This window comes from Rummeliibacillus pycnus (genome assembly GCF_050459865.1).
Lineage (GTDB): Bacteria > Bacillota > Bacilli > Bacillales_A > Planococcaceae > Rummeliibacillus > Rummeliibacillus pycnus_B.
Map to the genome: position 1 here is coordinate 1 of NZ_JBCMNM010000105.1, position 17711 is coordinate 17711.

At 36.4% G+C, this 17711-nt stretch carries 17 protein-coding genes, 1 tRNA gene, 1 other RNA gene and 1 other annotated feature; of the genes, 16 read left to right on the forward strand and 3 right to left on the reverse strand.

Annotated features, from left to right (window positions below; translation table 11 throughout):
* The first annotated feature begins 373 nt into the window (after positions 1 to 373).
* The 3 genes from ABE048_RS18425 to ABE048_RS18435 all read left to right on the forward strand — a co-directional run bounded on the left by ABE048_RS18425 (position 374) and on the right by ABE048_RS18435 (position 3849).
* Positions 374 to 850, forward strand: coding sequence for a glutathione peroxidase (locus tag ABE048_RS18425; protein WP_430312734.1), 477 nt, complete (start codon positions 374 to 376; stop codon positions 848 to 850).
* A gap of 103 nt (positions 851 to 953) precedes the next feature.
* Positions 954 to 2420, forward strand: a complete 1467-nt coding sequence (gene guaB, locus ABE048_RS18430; protein WP_430312735.1) for an IMP dehydrogenase — start codon at positions 954 to 956, stop codon at positions 2418 to 2420.
* Between the two features lie 133 nt (positions 2421 to 2553).
* Entirely contained in the window at positions 2554 to 3849 is a 1296-nt protein-coding gene (locus tag ABE048_RS18435) for a D-alanyl-D-alanine carboxypeptidase family protein (RefSeq protein WP_430312736.1), read from the forward strand.
* 46 nt (positions 3850 to 3895) lie between these two features.
* Here ABE048_RS18435 and ABE048_RS18440 read toward each other — a convergent pair whose 3' ends face one another.
* Positions 3896 to 5305, reverse strand: a complete 1410-nt coding sequence (locus tag ABE048_RS18440) for a PLP-dependent aminotransferase family protein (RefSeq protein ID WP_430312737.1) — start codon at positions 5303 to 5305, stop codon at positions 3896 to 3898.
* Positions 5306 to 5414: 109 nt separating this feature from the next.
* On the opposite strand from ABE048_RS18440, the gene pdxS reads away from it, so the two are divergent.
* From pdxS to serS, 3 genes are all read left to right on the forward strand, one after another.
* The gene (gene pdxS / locus ABE048_RS18445) at positions 5415 to 6302 is read left to right on the forward strand and encodes a pyridoxal 5'-phosphate synthase lyase subunit PdxS (protein ID WP_430312738.1); all 888 of its coding nucleotides are present in this window, start codon (positions 5415 to 5417) and stop codon (positions 6300 to 6302) included.
* A gap of 4 nt (positions 6303 to 6306) precedes the next feature.
* On the forward strand, positions 6307 to 6894 hold the full coding sequence (gene pdxT / locus ABE048_RS18450) for a pyridoxal 5'-phosphate synthase glutaminase subunit PdxT (RefSeq protein WP_430312749.1): 588 nt from the start codon (positions 6307 to 6309) through the stop codon (positions 6892 to 6894).
* Positions 6895 to 6930: 36 nt separating this feature from the next.
* Positions 6931 to 7145: a binding site (T-box leader), on the forward strand.
* Positions 7146 to 7235: 90 nt separating this feature from the next.
* The gene (gene serS / locus ABE048_RS18455) at positions 7236 to 8522 is read left to right on the forward strand and encodes a serine--tRNA ligase (RefSeq protein ID WP_430312739.1); all 1287 of its coding nucleotides are present in this window, start codon (positions 7236 to 7238) and stop codon (positions 8520 to 8522) included.
* A 104-nt stretch (positions 8523 to 8626) separates the two neighbouring features.
* Here serS and tadA read toward each other — a convergent pair whose 3' ends face one another.
* A complete protein-coding gene (gene tadA, locus ABE048_RS18460) occupies positions 8627 to 9139 on the reverse strand; it encodes a tRNA adenosine(34) deaminase TadA (RefSeq protein WP_430312740.1) in 513 nt (170 codons plus the stop codon).
* A gap of 64 nt (positions 9140 to 9203) precedes the next feature.
* Here tadA and ABE048_RS18465 point away from each other — a divergent pair, with 64 nt between their 5' ends.
* The 4 genes from ABE048_RS18465 to ABE048_RS18480 all read left to right on the forward strand — a co-directional run bounded on the left by ABE048_RS18465 (position 9204) and on the right by ABE048_RS18480 (position 13125).
* Positions 9204 to 10373: a glycosyl hydrolase family 18 protein gene (locus tag ABE048_RS18465; protein WP_430312750.1), complete on the forward strand. Its 1170-nt coding sequence runs from the start codon at positions 9204 to 9206 to the stop codon at positions 10371 to 10373.
* A 426-nt stretch (positions 10374 to 10799) separates the two neighbouring features.
* A complete protein-coding gene (locus ABE048_RS18470; RefSeq protein WP_430312741.1) occupies positions 10800 to 11438 on the forward strand; it encodes a deoxynucleoside kinase in 639 nt (212 codons plus the stop codon).
* Complete coding sequence (locus ABE048_RS18475; protein ID WP_430312742.1) at positions 11435 to 12106, forward strand: deoxynucleoside kinase; 672 nt, start codon at positions 11435 to 11437, stop codon at positions 12104 to 12106. The genes ABE048_RS18470 and ABE048_RS18475 overlap by 4 nt, the downstream gene beginning before the upstream one ends.
* Before the next feature lie 440 nt (positions 12107 to 12546).
* Positions 12547 to 13125: a TIGR00730 family Rossman fold protein gene (locus ABE048_RS18480; RefSeq protein WP_430312743.1), complete on the forward strand. Its 579-nt coding sequence runs from the start codon at positions 12547 to 12549 to the stop codon at positions 13123 to 13125.
* 184 nt (positions 13126 to 13309) lie between these two features.
* Here the strand turns inward: ABE048_RS18480 and ABE048_RS18485 are convergent.
* A tRNA-Ser gene (locus ABE048_RS18485) sits at positions 13310 to 13402 on the reverse strand.
* A 336-nt stretch (positions 13403 to 13738) separates the two neighbouring features.
* On the opposite strand from ABE048_RS18485, the gene ffs reads away from it, so the two are divergent.
* From ffs to ABE048_RS18515, 6 genes are all read left to right on the forward strand, one after another.
* An RNA gene (gene ffs, locus ABE048_RS18490) (signal recognition particle sRNA large type) lies at positions 13739 to 14004 on the forward strand.
* A gap of 146 nt (positions 14005 to 14150) precedes the next feature.
* Complete coding sequence (gene dnaX / locus ABE048_RS18495) at positions 14151 to 15917, forward strand: DNA polymerase III subunit gamma/tau (RefSeq protein WP_430312744.1); 1767 nt, start codon at positions 14151 to 14153, stop codon at positions 15915 to 15917.
* Between the two features lie 26 nt (positions 15918 to 15943).
* Entirely contained in the window at positions 15944 to 16261 is a 318-nt protein-coding gene (locus ABE048_RS18500) for a YbaB/EbfC family nucleoid-associated protein (RefSeq protein ID WP_430312745.1), read from the forward strand.
* Between the two features lie 12 nt (positions 16262 to 16273).
* A complete protein-coding gene (gene recR / locus ABE048_RS18505) occupies positions 16274 to 16870 on the forward strand; it encodes a recombination mediator RecR (protein WP_430312746.1) in 597 nt (198 codons plus the stop codon).
* 18 nt (positions 16871 to 16888) lie between these two features.
* Entirely contained in the window at positions 16889 to 17101 is a 213-nt protein-coding gene (locus ABE048_RS18510) for a YaaL family protein (protein WP_430312747.1), read from the forward strand.
* Positions 17102 to 17167: 66 nt separating this feature from the next.
* Positions 17168 to 17446, forward strand: coding sequence for a pro-sigmaK processing inhibitor BofA family protein (locus tag ABE048_RS18515; RefSeq protein WP_430312748.1), 279 nt, complete (start codon positions 17168 to 17170; stop codon positions 17444 to 17446).
* Positions 17447 to 17711 lie beyond the last annotated feature (265 nt).

The window sequence follows — 17711 nt, forward strand, 5'->3', positions numbered from 1 at the left end:
TATTCAGTTGTGCTTTTTTTTGTAGAATTTTTAGGATTTGTTGCTCTTGATTTATGAATATATTTTGTTAGTTCTATACTAGCTGTTAGGATATTCATACAATTTTTAGTAAAAAGCAGTAGTGAGTGGTGGTGAATGTTACGACACTCCTGACGAAAAACTGGCAGCTAAGATCTCGTAGTGAAAATTTTTTTGAGACGAAGCTCGGTAAATTTTTCATTCGCGACAAGTAACCGTACATGCACCGAAAACGTTTCTTACCCTAACATTGATATAGAACTATTTTGTAAAGCAATTTTTGTTGTAGAAAAATTCCCAAAAGAATACAGTTATAATAAAGGAAAATTTGTACAAAATGAAAGGGGTATTGAAAATGCAAAATATTTATGATTTTACAGTGCAAAAAATAAATGGTGAGCAACAATCATTGAAGGAATATGAAGGACATCCATTACTAATCGTTAATACAGCTAGCAAATGCGGATTTACCCCACAGTTTAAAGAATTACAAGAGTTATATGAGAAATATAAAAATCAGGGATTTACTATTCTGGGCTTCCCTTGCAGTCAATTTAATAATCAGGAGTTCGCTAATATTGATGAGACAGCGGCTTATTGCCAAAAGAATTACGATGTCCAATTTCCTATGTTTGCCAAGATAGATGTTAAAGGTGAAAAGTCATCACCACTGTTTAAATTCCTTGTCTCAGAAAAGAAAGGACTTTTTACAGAAAGTATTAAATGGAATTTTACTAAATTCTTGGTTAGTTCAAATGGTCATGTTATAGCAAGATATGCTCCACAAACTTCCCCAACAAAAATTGAAAATGATTTAAGAACCTTATTATAAAGAAAAATCTAAATAATCTTACTTATTCTAGTTCCCTTGACAAGTAAACGCATACGTTGTTAATCTTACAAATAATATATTTTTTATAGGAGGAGTTCAAGAAATGTGGGAAACGAAATTTGCCAAAGAAGGTTTGACATTTGATGATGTACTGCTTGTACCAGCACATTCTGAAGTATTACCGAAAGAAGTAGACTTATCCATTAATTTAACATCAAAGATTAAATTAAACATCCCTGTTATTAGTGCTGGTATGGATACAGTAACAGAAGCAACAATGGCCATTGCAATGGCACGTCAAGGTGGCTTGGGAATTATTCATAAAAATATGAGTATTGAAGAACAGGCTGAAAATGTTGAAAAAGTTAAACGTTCTGAAAATGGTGTAATTACGAATCCGTTTTTCTTAACACCTTCTCACCAAGTATTTGACGCAGAACATTTAATGGGTAAATACCGTATTTCAGGTGTCCCAATTGTGAACAATATGGAGGACCAAAAATTAGTAGGTATTATTACAAACCGTGATCTACGTTTTGTTCAAGATTACTCTATTATGATTGATGATGTGATGACGAAAGAAGACTTAATCACAGCTCCTGTTGGAACAACATTAGATGAAGCTGAAAAAATGCTTCAACAATACAAGATTGAAAAACTTCCTATTGTTGACGAAGACGGTGTTTTGACAGGATTAATCACTATTAAAGACATTGAAAAAGTAATGGAATATCCAAACGCGGCAAAAGATGAACTTGGACGTTTACTTGTAGGTGCTGCTGTAGGTGTAACAAAAGATTCAATGTATCGTATAGAAAAATTAGTTGAAGCACAAGTTGATGTAATCGTAATTGATACAGCTCACGGCCACTCACAAGGCGTGTTAGAGCAGGTGAAAAATATTCGAGAAGCATACCCTGAGCTAACTATTATTGCAGGTAATGTGGCAACAGCTGAAGCGACTAAGGCATTATATGAAGCTGGCGCAGATGTAGTAAAAGTTGGTATTGGACCTGGTTCTATTTGTACGACTCGTGTTGTAGCTGGTGTTGGTGTACCACAAATTACAGCTATATATGATTGTGCTACAGAAGCACGTCGCCAAGGAAAAACAATCATTGCTGATGGCGGTATTAAATACTCAGGCGATATTGTAAAAGCATTGGCAGCTGGTGGACATGCAGTTATGTTGGGTAGCTTACTTGCAGGAACTTCTGAATCACCTGGAGAAACTGAAATCTTCCAAGGACGCCGCTTCAAAGTATATCGCGGAATGGGTTCTGTTGCAGCAATGGAAAATGGCTCAAAAGATCGTTACTTCCAAGAAAATGCAAAAAAACTTGTTCCAGAAGGTATTGAAGGCCGTCTACCTTACAAAGGACCTTTAGCTGATACAATTCATCAATTACTTGGTGGTGTTCGTGCAGGTATGGGGTATTGTGGAACGAAAGATCTCCATGATTTACGTGAAAATGCACAATTTGTTCGAATGACTGGAGCTGGCTTAAAAGAAAGCCACCCACACGATGTACAAATTACGAAAGAAGCACCAAATTATTCACTAGCATAAGATTGTATCTTTAGCACTCTTTTCGCAACTATTTATGAAGCGGAAAGAGTGTTTTTTTATATCCGATGGTTGAGACCCCTAGTTCTATGTTAAAATGAGCGTGATAAGTCTATACATAGATGGAGGTAAAATAGTGAAGACATCAAGAAAAAGCAAAATTTTTAGCATTATGATTGCTGTTGTTCTTATGTTTAGCATGTTTGCAATATTACCAGCAGGAAATACAGCAAGTGCTGCTGATAATCTAGGTTTGCATGCAAAAGCGGCAATCTTAATTGATGCTGATTCAGGTAAGATTTTGTATGAAAAAAATGCTAACCAACCACTTGGAATTGCTAGTATGTCAAAAATGTTGACTGAGTATATTCTGTTAGATGCAATTGATGCTGGAAAAGTTAAATGGGATCAAAAGTATAAAGTCTCAGAATATGCTTATAAAATTTCACAAGATCGTGCATTAAGTAATGTTCCATTACGTGCAGATGGCGAATATACAATTAAAGAGTTATATGAAGCAATGGCTATTTACTCTGCTAACGCTGCTACCATTGCGATCGCTGAAACTATTGCAGGATCCGAAACAGAATTTTTAACATTAATGAACAAGAAAGCAAAAGAACTTGGCTTAAAAGATTATCATTTTGTAAATGCTACAGGTCTTAACAATGAACAATTGCAAGGTATGCAACCACAAGGCACATCAAAAAATGATGAAAATAAAATGCCAGCAAAATCTGTAGCACGTCTTGCGTATCATTTATTGAAAGATCATCCTGAAGTATTAAAAACTTCAAGTATTCCTAGAAAAACATTCCGTGAAGGTACTGATGATGCTATTAAAATGGATAACTGGAACTTTATGTTGCCAGGGCTTGTCTCTGAGTATAAAGGAGTCGATGGCCTTAAAACAGGTACTACAGATTATGCGGGACAATGTTTCACAGGTACAGCTAAACGTAATGATACTCGCTTAATAGCTGTTGTTATGCATGCAGAAGGACCACAACATATTGCACGTTTCAATGCGGCACGTACATTATTTGACTACGGATTTGGTCAATTTACAACTGAGGAAATTGTACCAGCAGGCTATTCATTTAAAAATCAAAAAACAATACCAGTTAAAGATGGTAAAGAAAAGAACGTTAAAGTTGCAACAAAAGATGCTGTTTCCATGATGGTTAAAACAACTGAAGCAGATGACTACCAAGCAAAACTAGTATTAGATAAAAAATCATTAACTGCCCCTTCTAAAAAGGGAACAGTTGTTGGACATGTAGAAATCAATAAAAAATCTGGCAAAGATTATGGATTTATTGATGGATCAGTGAGTGGTGCAGATGTTGTAACTACAGCAACTGTAGAAAAAGCAAGTTGGTTATCATTAACTTTCAATAAAATCGGCCATTTCATCACTGGATTATTTTAGTAATATAAGAAATTAAAAAGGATTGGCTATATTGCCAATCCTTTTTTTATGATTTCTCAATCCCCCAGCAATTCATTAGCTGTTGAATAGCTTTTGGAATCTCCTCTTCCACCAATCCCCCAAAACCAAGTAAAAATTGATCTTCTCGATTTTGTACTGTAGGGGCTAGCGTATATTCTTTAATAGGTGTAATACGTATTCCTTGTTGTAAGGCAATGTAGCTTAATGTAGTTGCATTCATCTCATGTTTTACTGACAAAATAACATGCATTCCAGCTTGCTCACCAGAAATGGTAACGATAGGAGCATATGGAGAAAGTGCATGCGTCAATTTTTCTAACTTTTTCCGGTAAATTTTTCGCATTCGATTTAAATGTTTAGAAAAATGTCCATCTCTCATAAATTGTGCCAAAATATGTTGCTCGAAACGTGGAACTGTAGATGTGTAGTATGTGAACATATTATGATATTTGGATAATAATTTTTTTGGTAAAACAAAATAGGCCATCCTTAAAGAGGGCATTAATGATTTAGAAAAAGTACTGATATAAATAACTGTATCTCTATGATCCATGCCTTGTAGTGAAGCAATTGGTTTGCCAATATAGCGGAATTCACTATCATAATCATCTTCAATAATAAATCGTGTCTTATCTTGCGCAGCCCAATTTAATAGTTGAGAGCGGCGAGAAGCTGAAAGAACAGCACCTGTTGGAAATTGATGTGATGGTGTGACATAAGAAATATTTGCATTTGAGTGTTCGAGTTGCTGAATCTGCATGCCATCTTCATCAACCTCAATCGGGACTACTTTTTGGTTGTATTGATTAAAAACATGATGGGTTAATGTATAGCCCGGGTTTTCAATAGCATACTGGTTGTCTTCTCCTAAGAGCTTCATAATCATAGGCAGAAGCTGTTCAGTTCCAGAGCCTAATACAATCTGTTCAGGAGAGCATAGAACGCCTCTTGATTGATATAAATAGCTTGCAATTTGTTCGCGCAATTCCAGTTCACCTTGCGCAGAGCCGATTAGCAATAATTCCTTTTCATGATAATCAATCGCATCTTTTGCATATTTGCGCCAAGTAGCAAAAGGGAAAGACGATGTATCAATTTTACCAGGGTTAAAATCAATTAAAATTTGGCGTTCAGAATGGTCTTCAAACACTCTATGAGGAATCGTCTTCTCTACATAGGCTAGCTCTTCAATTGCTTCAACAAAGAAGCCTACACGCGATTTTGAAGTAATATATCCCTCTGCTATTAACTGTGAATATGCAAACTCAACGGTTGTTTGACTAATTGATAAAAATTCTGCGAGTTTTCGTTTTGAAGGAAGCTTTGAATTGACAGCAATAGTACCTTCTATAATGCCCTTTTTTATTTCTTCATAAAGCTGTTCGTATAGCGGTGTTGATGAATCTTTTTCTAATTGAATCATAAGCATATCCATAAAATCGCCCTCCAAAAAACTGACCATTTTAAAAATCGAAGAACTGAATCTTTTTATATGGTCAATTTTCTTTATACTTACATCATACTAGTTTTTAGGAGGGAAATAAATGGTTATTCAAACAGGTACAGAACGAGTAAAACGAGGTATGGCAGAAATGCAAAAGGGTGGCGTCATTATGGACGTTATTAATGCAGAACAAGCAAAAATTGCAGAAGCAGCTGGAGCGGTCGCAGTAATGGCATTAGAACGCGTACCATCTGATATTCGTGCTGCTGGTGGCGTTGCACGTATGGCGGATCCACGTATTGTAGAAGAAGTAATGGGGGCTGTCTCTATACCAGTTATGGCAAAAGCACGAATTGGGCATATTGTAGAAGCACGTGTTCTAGAATCTATGGGCGTCGATTATATAGATGAAAGTGAAGTATTAACACCAGCAGATGAAGAATTCCACTTATTAAAAAGTGAATATACTGTACCATTTGTTTGTGGCTGTCGTGACTTAGGAGAAGCAGCTCGTCGTATTGGTGAGGGTGCATCTATGCTACGTACAAAAGGTGAACCAGGAACAGGTAATATCGTTGAAGCTGTAAGACATATTCGTAAAGTTAATGCTCAAGTACGTAAAGTTGCGAATATGACAAAAGATGAGTTAATGACAGAAGCCAAAAACCTAGGGGCGCCGTTTGAAGTACTACTTGAGATTAACCGTTTAGGTCGCTTACCAGTTGTTAATTTTGCAGCGGGTGGTGTGGCTACACCAGCAGATGCAGCATTAATGATGGAATTAGGGGCAGATGGTGTATTTGTAGGTTCAGGAATTTTTAAATCAGAAAATCCAGAAAAATTTGCACGTGCAATTGTTGAAGCAACAACAAATTACCAAGATTATAAACTGATTGCTGAAGTATCTAAAGAGCTTGGCATACCAATGAAAGGGATAGATATCTCAAAACTTGCACCACAAGATCGTATGCAGGATCGAGGCTGGTAGTATGGTGAAAATTGGTGTATTGGCGTTACAAGGAGCTGTTCGTGAGCATATTAAGGCAATTGAAGCAGTTGGTGCAAAAGCTATAGCTGTTAAACATAAGGAAGAACTTAATAGTTTAGATGGGCTAGTACTACCAGGTGGGGAAAGCACTACAATGAGAAAACTGATAGACCGTTATGATATGATGCCGGCATTACGATTATTTGCTACATCGGGAAAGCCTATGTTTGGCACATGTGCAGGGTTAATTCTTCTAGCGAATAAGCTTAATGATTATGATGACCCTCATATTGGTGTGATGAATGTTGAAGTAAAACGTAATTCATTTGGACGCCAAGTCGATAGCTTTGAGGCACTACTTTATTTAAAAGGTATCGGAGCGGATTTCCCAGCAGTATTTATCCGAGCGCCCCATATTGTAAATGTTGGAGAAGGTGTAGATGTCTTAGGTGAGTATGATGGTCGAATAGTACTTGCACGAGACGGTCAATTTCTTGGATGCTCTTTTCATCCAGAATTAACAGAAGATACACGCATTATGGAATATTTCGTTCATATGGTAAAGGAAAGTAAGCGTTCAATACTTGCGTAACTCCAGAATGTATTGTAAAGTATGGGTAACTTAAAATTTAACACGATGATGGGAAGTAGTAGCGAGTACGTTTTTTTTAGAGAGTCGACGGTTGGTGAAAGTCGGTAAAAGCGCTTGTGAATCCGTCCTGGAGTTGCTCAGCTGAATGTATAGTAGGTTGTAGCCGGTTATAAAGCCGTTATGAAACAAGAGGATTAGATATTTAATCTAATCAATTAGGGTGGCAACGCGGGTATGCTCTCGTCCCTTTCATGGGGATGAGGGCTTTTTTGTGTTCACTTTAATTTTTCTTACAAGAAACTACTTCTCTAAAATCGAATATACAATTGGAGGAATTGAATATGTTAGACATTAAACGTGTTCGTGCAAACTATGCGGAAATTAAAGAAAAATTATCTCACCGTAATGAAGATCTTGGTACAATTGACCATTTTGAAGAATGGGACCAACTACGCCGTGATTTAATCGCTAAAACAGAAGTATTAAAAGCAGAACGAAACAAAGCTTCTGAAGCAATCGCTGTGAAGAAACGTAACAAAGAAAATGCTGATGAAGATATCGCTAACATGCGTGCTGTAAATGATGAAATCAAAAAATTAGATGCTGAATTAAATGAAGTTGAAGCTAAATTTAATGATATGATGATGCGTTTGCCAAATATTGCCCATGAAAGTGTACCTGTTGGTAATTCAGAAGATGATAATCAAGAGGAATACAAATGGGGTGAAGTTCCAGAATTTGATTTTGAAATTAAACCTCACTGGGATCTTGGAACAGATCTTGGCATGATTGACTTTGAACGTGCTGGTAAAGTAACAGGTAGCCGTTTCGTATTCTACCGCGGTTTAGGTGCTCGACTTGAACGCGCATTGTGGAATTTCATGATGGACCTTCATGCTGATAAACATGGTTATGAAGAAATGTTACCACCTTATATGGCAAACCGTGCAAGCTTAACAGGTACTGGTCAACTTCCAAAATTTGAAGAAGATGCATTCTTAGTTGAAGAACCAGATTATTTCTTAATTCCAACTGCTGAAGTACCAGTAACAAACTTCTACCGTGATGAAATTCTTGATGGGGCAAAACTTCCGCAAGCATTTACAGCATTTAGTGCATGTTTCCGTTCAGAAGCAGGCTCTGCAGGTCGTGATACACGTGGTTTAATCCGCCAACACCAATTTAACAAAGTAGAACTTGTACGCTTTGTTAAACCTGAAGATTCTTATGATGAATTAGAAAAATTGACTAGCCATGCTGAAGAAGTTCTTCAGTTGTTAGGCTTACCATATCGAAAATTAAAAATGTGTACTGCTGATCTTGGCTTCACAGCTGCGAAAAAATATGACTTAGAAGTTTGGATTCCAGCTCAAAATATGTACCGTGAAATTTCTTCTTGCTCTAACTTTGAAGATTTCCAAGCGCGTCGTGCGAATGTCCGTTTTCGTCGCGAACCAGGTGCTAAACCAGAGTATGTGCACACACTAAATGGTTCAGGTCTTGCTGTAGGCCGTACAGTTGCAGCAATTTTAGAAAACTATCAACAAGCTGATGGAAGCGTGAAAATTCCTGAGGTATTAGTACCATATATGGGTGGTATTGAAGTAATCCAAGCTCCAGCTAAATAAGTAGTCATTAATATTCAAAAGCGATTCACCTACTCAAAGGTGAATCGCTTTTTTGTACGATACATTTAAAAGTGTTTCCTATTTCACTATTCGTAAGTAACGGTTCATAATGATGGATTAGATTTTGCCTCTGCTAATTTCCTTGCCTTCTTTTCTTCCTTTTTTCGGACACGAAGCTCTTTAAAAAACTTTGTCAACAGCATACTACATTCATATGCTAATACACCCTCAGTTACTTCACATTCATGATTGAACCGGCTGTCGTTTAAGAGACGATAGAGAGAATCAACGCACCCAGCCTTACTATCACGTGCTCCGTATACTATTCGGGGGATTCGAGATTGCAAAATAGCACCTGCACACATCGGGCAAGGTTCTAATGTGACATACAATGTAGTCTCCTCTAAGCGCCAACTATCTATAACTTCGCAAGCATGCTGGATTGCCATAAGCTCCGCATGCGTCACTGCATTTTGTGATGTTTCCCTTAGATTATGAGCACTAGCAATCACTCGATCTTGATAAACAATAACTGCACCAATAGGAACCTCTCCAAGAGCGAAGGCTTTTTTGGCTTCTTCAATTGCAAGTTGCATAAAGTGATGATCTTTGTTCATTTAGACACTCTCCTTGCAAAATAGTTTAGCATGATTTGTAAGTCGAAAGCATATGTTAGTAATCATGAAGAAATGGAGGAGGCTGCATTTGATCTATGTTGTAAAGCAAGGGGATAGTTTAAATAAAATTGCCAGGGATAATCATACGACAGTGGCAACTATTGTCGCACTCAATGAAATACCAAATCCAGACGTGCTAGTAGTCGGACAAACGCTTGTATTACCTGAAACGCCAGATCCAAATCGAAGAACAATTGAGACGAATGCATATGTAGAATGGTATACGAAAAATGTACCCGCACGTCTCTCTCAGGAGTTAAGTAAAAGGGCTCCTTTACTTACTTATATGATGCCGTTTGCATATGAAGTGAAAAGGGATGGCACATTAACTACCCTTGATTGGGGAGATTTAGGTGATATTGCAGCAGCGAATAGAACAGCATCAGCAATTGTACTCACGAATATAGAAAACGGCGCTTTTAGTGACACTTTGGCACATGAGATTTTTATGGACACAAATTTACAAGATTTAATCATTGGGGCTGCCTTACAAGAGGCAAAAAAGCATGGAGCAAAGGATATACATGTAGACTTTGAGTATTTACCACCAGAAGATAAAGAGAAATACGTAGATTTCCTTAAACGGCTTGTTTCAAAGGCTCATCCAGAGGGATTAACAGTATCAGCAGCATTGGCGCCTAAAACAAGCGCTAATCAACCTGGTAAATGGTATCAGGGGCATGACTATAAGGCAATAGGAGAAGTTGTAGATTTTGTAGTGGTAATGACATATGAATGGGGATATAGTGGTGGACCACCAATGGCTGTATCGCCAATAGGTCCAGTAAGACAGGTACTGGAATATGCTGTTACTGATATACCAGCTTCAAAAGTCATGATGGGTCAAAATTTATATGGTTATGATTGGAAGTTGCCTTATAAAGTAGGAAACCCTAATGCTATTGCAGTCAGTGCACAATATGCTATTGAACTTGCTAAACAGAATAATGCGGCTATTTCATATGATGAAATGGCACAAGCACCATTTTTCCACTATTGGAAAGACGGTGTAGAACATGTTGTTTGGTTTGAAGATGCAAGGTCAATTCAAGCGAAATTTAATTTATTAGATAATCTTGGGCTAAGAGGGATTGCTTATTGGCATCTCGGCTTCTCATTCCCACAAAATTGGGCGCTCTTACAACAAATGTTTCATGTGAAACATATTGTATAATTAATATATAATTTGTAGTCTTGGCATTTTTGCCAGGACTTTTTTTATTGAGTTGTAAAATTTGTTTGTCAATTGTTTGGAAAACGATTCCTGAGCTCCCTTTTCGCAGAGTCTGCTACTCAGGAGAGGCGGTGGTTTTTACCGGCATAGAGAATAAACGAAATCTCTTTAAAAAATTTCACTTTTTCATACACAGTCAAGGCGAACAAATCTATGGATTATCGTGGCATTTTTGCTAGTTATCCAACATTTAAGATAGGACTTTAAAATTATTCGTTCCTATAATGGAAGTGAATATTAGTGCAGCTGTTAAAGCTGATGAAGAAGAAGCAAATATACAAAATCAGTTCTTGGACTGTCCTTCAATTTTCTACTATGTTAGAATTATAGTCATTCACTAAAAAGATAAGCGAAGGGGGACTTCTGATGCCTGTTCCATTTATTACGGTAGAAGGGCCTATTGGTGTCGGAAAAACGTCACTTTCTAAAATAATTTCAGAGACATTCCAGTTTCATTTATTGAAAGAAATTGTAGACGAGAATCCGTTTTTAAATAAATTCTATGAAGATATTGATGAGTGGAGCTTCCAAACGGAAATGTTCTTCTTATGTAATCGCTATAAACAATTAAATGATATAAAAAAATATATTTCAGCAAATAAACAGCCAGTAGTAGCAGACTATCATATTTTTAAAAATCTGATTTTTGCTAAACGTACGTTACAGCCATCAGAATTCCATAAGTACGAGGAAATATATCGAATTTTAACAGATGATATGATAAGACCAAATGTTGTCATTTATTTGTATGCAAGTGTAGATACGTTGATGAAGCGTATTGCTATGAGAGGTAGAGAATTTGAAAAGATGATTTCTCGGGATTATATGGAACAGTTAGTAGCAGACTATCATGAATTTATACGTATCTTTGAACAAGAACATCCCGATATCCCCGTTATTCGCTTTAATGGCGATGATATGGACTTTGTACACAATGCAATAGACTTACAAAAAGTCTTAAATACAGTTGAGGAAACGCTAGAAAGAAGGAGCTTTAAAGCATGAGTTTAAGAGAAAAATATGGTATCCCATCGAATGCTGTTATTACCATCGCAGGGACAGTAGGTGTCGGTAAGTCTACAATGACAAAAGCATTAGCAAATGCATTAAATTTCCGTACATCTTTTGAAAAAGTTGAAACAAATCCATACTTAGATAAATTCTATGATGACTTTAGTAAATGGAGTTTCCATTTGCAAATTTATTTCCTTGCTGAACGTTTTAAAGAACAAAAGCGTATTTTCGAATATGGTGGAGGATTTATTCAAGATCGTTCAATTTATGAAGACACAGGTATTTTCGCTAAAATGCATTATGATAAAGGAACGATGAGTCCGATTGATTATGAAACATATACGAATCTATTTGATGCCATGGTTATGACACCATATTTTCCACATCCAGATTTATTAATTTATCTTGAGGGTCCAATTGATGATATAATTGGTCGAATTGAAGAACGTGGTCGTCCGATGGAACAACAAACAGATAAAGAATATTGGTATGAAATGCATAATCGTTATGAAAATTGGATTGATAACTTTAATGCATGCCCGGTTCTACGATTAGATATCAATGATTATGATCTTATGAAAAATCCTGACACCATTGAAATCATTTTAGAGAGAATTGGCCATTTTATGGAGCAAACTTCTCATTTGCGTCGAAGATAAATCAATTATTTAGGGACTATCTGAGAAGGTGACGAAGGTCGCCTTTTCAGATAGTCTTTCTTTTCGTTAGCTAACCTTTTTTAGTACAGCATTTCAATGTTAAATGTTCTATTTTTGCTATAGGTTCACATATACATTTGTTATTAATGGTAGGCTATGCTAAATACAGCTCTTGATATGTAATGTAAAACAATAAAGTTATCTGTGCATTTTTTCTGCGACGAGTAATCGCAGGAGCAATCTTTATTTCTGCGACGAGTAATCGCAGGAGCAATAGCACAAAAATCAGCAGTAATGTATAACAACGCTTAAAATTAAAACAATATTTTGCGTTAGAATGTAACGGTATTTTTAACTTTTATCGTATAGGGTGGTATATAAGCAATTTCACAATTAAAATTAGGGCGAATGCAGAGAAACTAATGATGATGGGGGATATTATGCGCGTCGGAATTTATTGTGGATCCAAAACGGGAAGAAACCCAATTTATGCTGAAAAAGCAGAAGAACTAGGTATCTTTTTAGCAAAGCATGATATAGGAATCGTATATGGAGGTTCGAATCAAGGGATAATGGGGAAAGTAGCAGATGCTGCTCTATCTAATAATGGAAATGTTGTAGGAGTAATGCCAAGTTTCTTGCAATGGAAAGAAGTAACACATGAACATATCACCGAATTACATTATGTAACAACCATGTATGAGCGTAAGGCTAAAATGATTGCATTAGCAGATTTACTAATCGCTTTACCTGGCGGAGCAGGAACGATGGATGAGTTTTTTGATGTTTTAACATTATCGCAAATAGGGCAACATCAAAAGCCGATATGTCTATATAACGTCAATAACTACTATCGATTATTACGGTTACAACTCCAGCATATGGCTGATGAAGGTTTTATGCAACAAGAACAATTAGAAAATATATTTATTATTCAAAAGCCAGAAGAGTTACTCGAAATTATTCATAAAAAGATTATTATGCAAGAAGGGAGCTGCCCCGATGATTATTTAGGGTAGCTCCCTCTACTTTTCAACTCCTGCAACTAAATTGTGCAAAACATTTAGCGTTTTAGAATAAAAAAAAACAAACTTTTCAGTTTGTTTTGGAATTTTGAGATTAAATTATGTTAAGAAAAATTCGTTACAATTTGCAACGAATACAATCTCAATATTATGCGCGTGTTATTTTATAAAAATAAAATGGAGGAGGAAGAGGGATTCGAACCCCCGCGCGGTATGACCCGCCTGTCGGTTTTCAAGACCGATCCCTTCAGCCAGACTTGGGTATTCCTCCAAAAAAAATATGTTGTTGTCTTACTGACAAAATATACTTTATCATCATTTTATAAGTTCGTCAATAGTTTCACTGAAAAAGTTTGTATTATTTTCTTCCCACAAAAAAATAAGATGTTGTTGCATTATTGAGGATAGAATCAAAGATAAAAGCTACGATTTATTATGGGGTAATAAGGATAGTAGATTATTTATGGAGAATCAACATACATTCGATATTTTTGGTGGCATATTAAATAGTAATGAATTGATCCCTATACTGAAATATCATTTATCTTTTATTAATATTGTGTTTTTTAGTTGATTTTTTTCACAACTATTCGTATACTAGTATTTACCGTGCTAGGTGGGAAGGTAGCGGTGTCCTGTAACTCGCAATCCGCTTTAGCGAGACTGAATCCCTTTTTGAGGCTGTCCGTATGTTTGGTCTGCCTCTTGCACGTGGTGTTGACGATTGGGTCCTGCGCAATGAGTCCCCATGAACCATGTCAGGTCCGGAAGGAAGCAGCATTAAGTGGTCTGACTCATGTGCCGCGGGGTAGCCTAATCCGAGCTAACGACAAGAGTAACGCTTATGTACGGCTGTCGGGAAAAGGTGCACGGTATTAATCGTGTAAACTACAAACTCACTTGTCTTTTTTGACAAGTGGGTTTTTCTTTTTTTATACATATACAATAAAGGTTTCCAACGATCTCTTATGCTATAATTGAATTATTAAAATGCAATGGCAGAAAGGAGAGAAAAAACGTTGACATATCAAGCTTTTTATCGCGTGTATCGCCCACAATCTTTTAGAGAAATGTCAGGGCAATCTCATGTGAAACGAACACTTCAAAATGCTCTCCTTGCCAATAAAACAACACATGCTTATCTATTTTCTGGCCCGCGTGGTACTGGGAAGACAAGTACTGCTAAGATCTTCGCAAAAACTTTAAACTGTGAACACGCGCCTACTGAAGAACCGTGTAATGAATGTGCAACATGTAAAAGCATAACGAATGGCTCGCATCCAGATGTCATTGAGTTTGATGCGGCATCTAATTCAAGTGTTGATGAAATGCGTGAGATTATCGAAAAGGTTCGCTTTGCACCTGCAAGCGCTCGTTATAAGGTTTATATCATTGATGAAGTGCATATGCTTTCTACAAGTGCATTTAACGCTTTACTAAAAACGTTAGAAGAGCCACCTTCACATGTTGTTTTTATATTAGCAACAACAGAGCCACATAAAATACCGGCAACAATTATATCCCGTTGCCAACGCTTTGATTTTAAACGTTTATCATCTGTAGATATTTTAGAACGCATGAAAGTGGTACTTGAAGATATTCATTTACCTTATGACGAACAAGCGTTGAAGGTGATTGCAAAGTCTGCTGCCGGTGGTATGCGTGATGCGTTAAGTATGTTAGATCAAGTGGTGTCTTTTAGTGGTGAAAAATTAACGCTTGAAGATGCACTATTTGTAACAGGGTCTATTAGTCAAGAAATCTTCTATGAATTGGCTAAAAGTTTAGCTGAAAAAGATGTAGCAAAAGTATTGGCTACGCTAGAGCAGCTAATGAGTGAAGGTAAGGATGCTGTACGACTTTCTGAAGATCTCATCACATTCTTCAGGGATTTATTGTTAATTCAAACGGCTCCGGATTTAGGTGATTTGCTTGAATTAGCAACGACAGATGAGAAATTCCAAACATTAGCTAATGACTTTTCAATGGATACGCTTTATAGCTATATTGATATTCTTTCAAAAACACAACTGGAAATGCGTCTGTCCTTACATTCAAAAGTATATTTAGAAACTGCTTTATTGAAAATGTCTCAATCAAACAAAGGTTTCCCTGCTATTTCGGCGTCTGCTAATGGAAGTTTATCTGTTGAAGTACCACAAGTTGCCGAATTACAATCGAAAATTACAACTTTAGAAACCTTAGTAAATCAATTGCAGCAAAGTGGTGCGATGGCTCAACAACAGCCACAGACACAGTCTCAACCAAGACAACAAGTTAAGTCTTCTAGTACATTTAATGTTCCTGTTGGTAGGATTCAAGAAGTCCTAAAAGTAGCTACGAAACAAAACATTCAGATGATTAAAGGTGCTTGGGCTGACGTACTCAACCAGCTACCAAAGCCTCAGTCAGCTTTACTAGAAGAATCAGAGCCTGTGGCGGCATCGTCAAGTGCTTTTGTGTTAAAATTCAAATATGATATACATTGTCAGATGGCAGCAGATAATCAAGAATTAATCTCCAACTTCGGTCAGTGTATGGCAGGGATAACAGGGAATTTTTATGAAATTGTTTTTGTGCCAGAAGAAAGTTGGTTGAAAATTAGAGCAGATTTTATCCAACATCATAAAATGGATAAAAAGACTGAACATGAAGATACAGGTGGCGAACAGGCGCTTGAGGTTGTACAATCTATTTTAGTTGAAGAACAACAAGCTTCAGAAGATCCACTTGTTTCAGAAGCCGAAAAATTATTTGGCAAAGATTTTGTGGAAATTGAAGAGTAAATCCAAATACTGGGAGGAATTTAACGATGCGTGGTATGGGAAATATGAACAATATGATGAAACAAATGCAAAAAATGCAAAAGAAAATGATGGAAGCGCAAGAAGAATTGGCAGTTCAAACTTTTGAAGGTACTGCTAGTAATGGGCTTGTAAAAGTAGTGATGAATGGTCAAAAACAAGTGCAAGAAGTTGTTATTGATCCAGAAATTGTAGACCCAGAAGATGTAGAATTATTACAAGATATGATTGTTATTGCTACTAACGCTGCAATTGCTAAGGTTGAGGAAACTACAAATGCAACAATGGGACAATTTACTAAAGGAATCAACCTTCCTGGATTCTAGGGGGAATAAAGGATGCATTATCCTGAACCAATATCCAAGCTAATCGATAGTTTTATGAAGTTGCCAGGCATCGGGCCGAAAACCGCGTCCCGTCTGGCGTTTTTTGTGTTAACAATGCAAGAAGATACTGTGCTGAATTTTGCGAAAGCTTTAGTAGACGCTAAACGCAATTTAAGCTACTGTTCTGTATGTGGACATATTACGGATGTGGATCCATGCCATATATGTCAAGATCCACAACGTGATCGTTCAGCAATTTGTGTAGTACAAGATACAAAAGATGTAATTGCGATGGAAAAAATGCGAGATTATCATGGTCTTTATCATGTATTACAGGGTGCCATTTCTCCAATGGATGGTATAGGACCAGAAGATATTAACGTTCCATCTTTAATAAAAAGATTGCAAAACGAAGAAGTACAAGAACTGATATTAGCAACAAACCCTACAATAGAAGGCGAAGCTACAGCTATGTATATTTCGCGTCTTGTAAAACCATCTGGTATTCGTACAACCCGTATTGCTCACGGTCTACCTGTGGGTGGCGATTTAGAATATGCAGATGAAGTAACTTTATCGAAAGCGTTAGAAGGTAGACGTGAATTGTAGAATGGGGTGCAAGATGATATGTTTTTTCGAAAACAAAAGTTGCGTAAAGAATACGATGATAAGCTCGTGCAGCTAATGCGTCATACAAAAGCAGAATGGCAACATACACAGGAAATAGAAAACTTAATGGCTGATTATGATTTAAATATCATTGCACAACGTAAGATTGCTGAAAGTAAACACTTCTACCTATTTAAAGAAGCGCGTATTCGGAAAATTTTAATTAAATAATGAATGACAAACAGTGTTCCTATCATATATATCAGTTACATCGTAAAATAATGGAGAGTGATTTATATGGCCAAGCTTGTAATTAGCTTAATTGGAGTGCTGTTTGTTTTTTATTGGGTGCTGCGAAAACCAAAAGGTATTAGAAAGATCCTTGAATTATTTTCGAACGTTGCATTTCGTATAACATTATCATTCTGTGTCTTATATGCTATATCATATGGAGCAGGATATTTAGGCGTATGGGTTCCGTTGAATTTTGCATCAATTCTTATCGTAGCATTATTAGGTTTACCAGGAGTAGTATTGGTAGTATGTTTAACAGGTTTTAATTATTTCTTCTTATAAAAGAAGGGTGTTATCTTTTTAAGATGATATATTCTATAGATTGCTGAACAACGAATAATAAAATCTAAATTTATTTCATAATGATATTGACAATAAAATGATAGATTGATATACTGTTAAAGTCGCTTGAGAGTGACACATCATTTATAAATAAAAAACAATTTTATAAAATGTTATTTTAATAAAGTTGTTGACAATGAAATGTTGTTTTGATATAATAAATGAGTCGTTAAGATAACGACAAGATATGAACCTTGAAAACTGA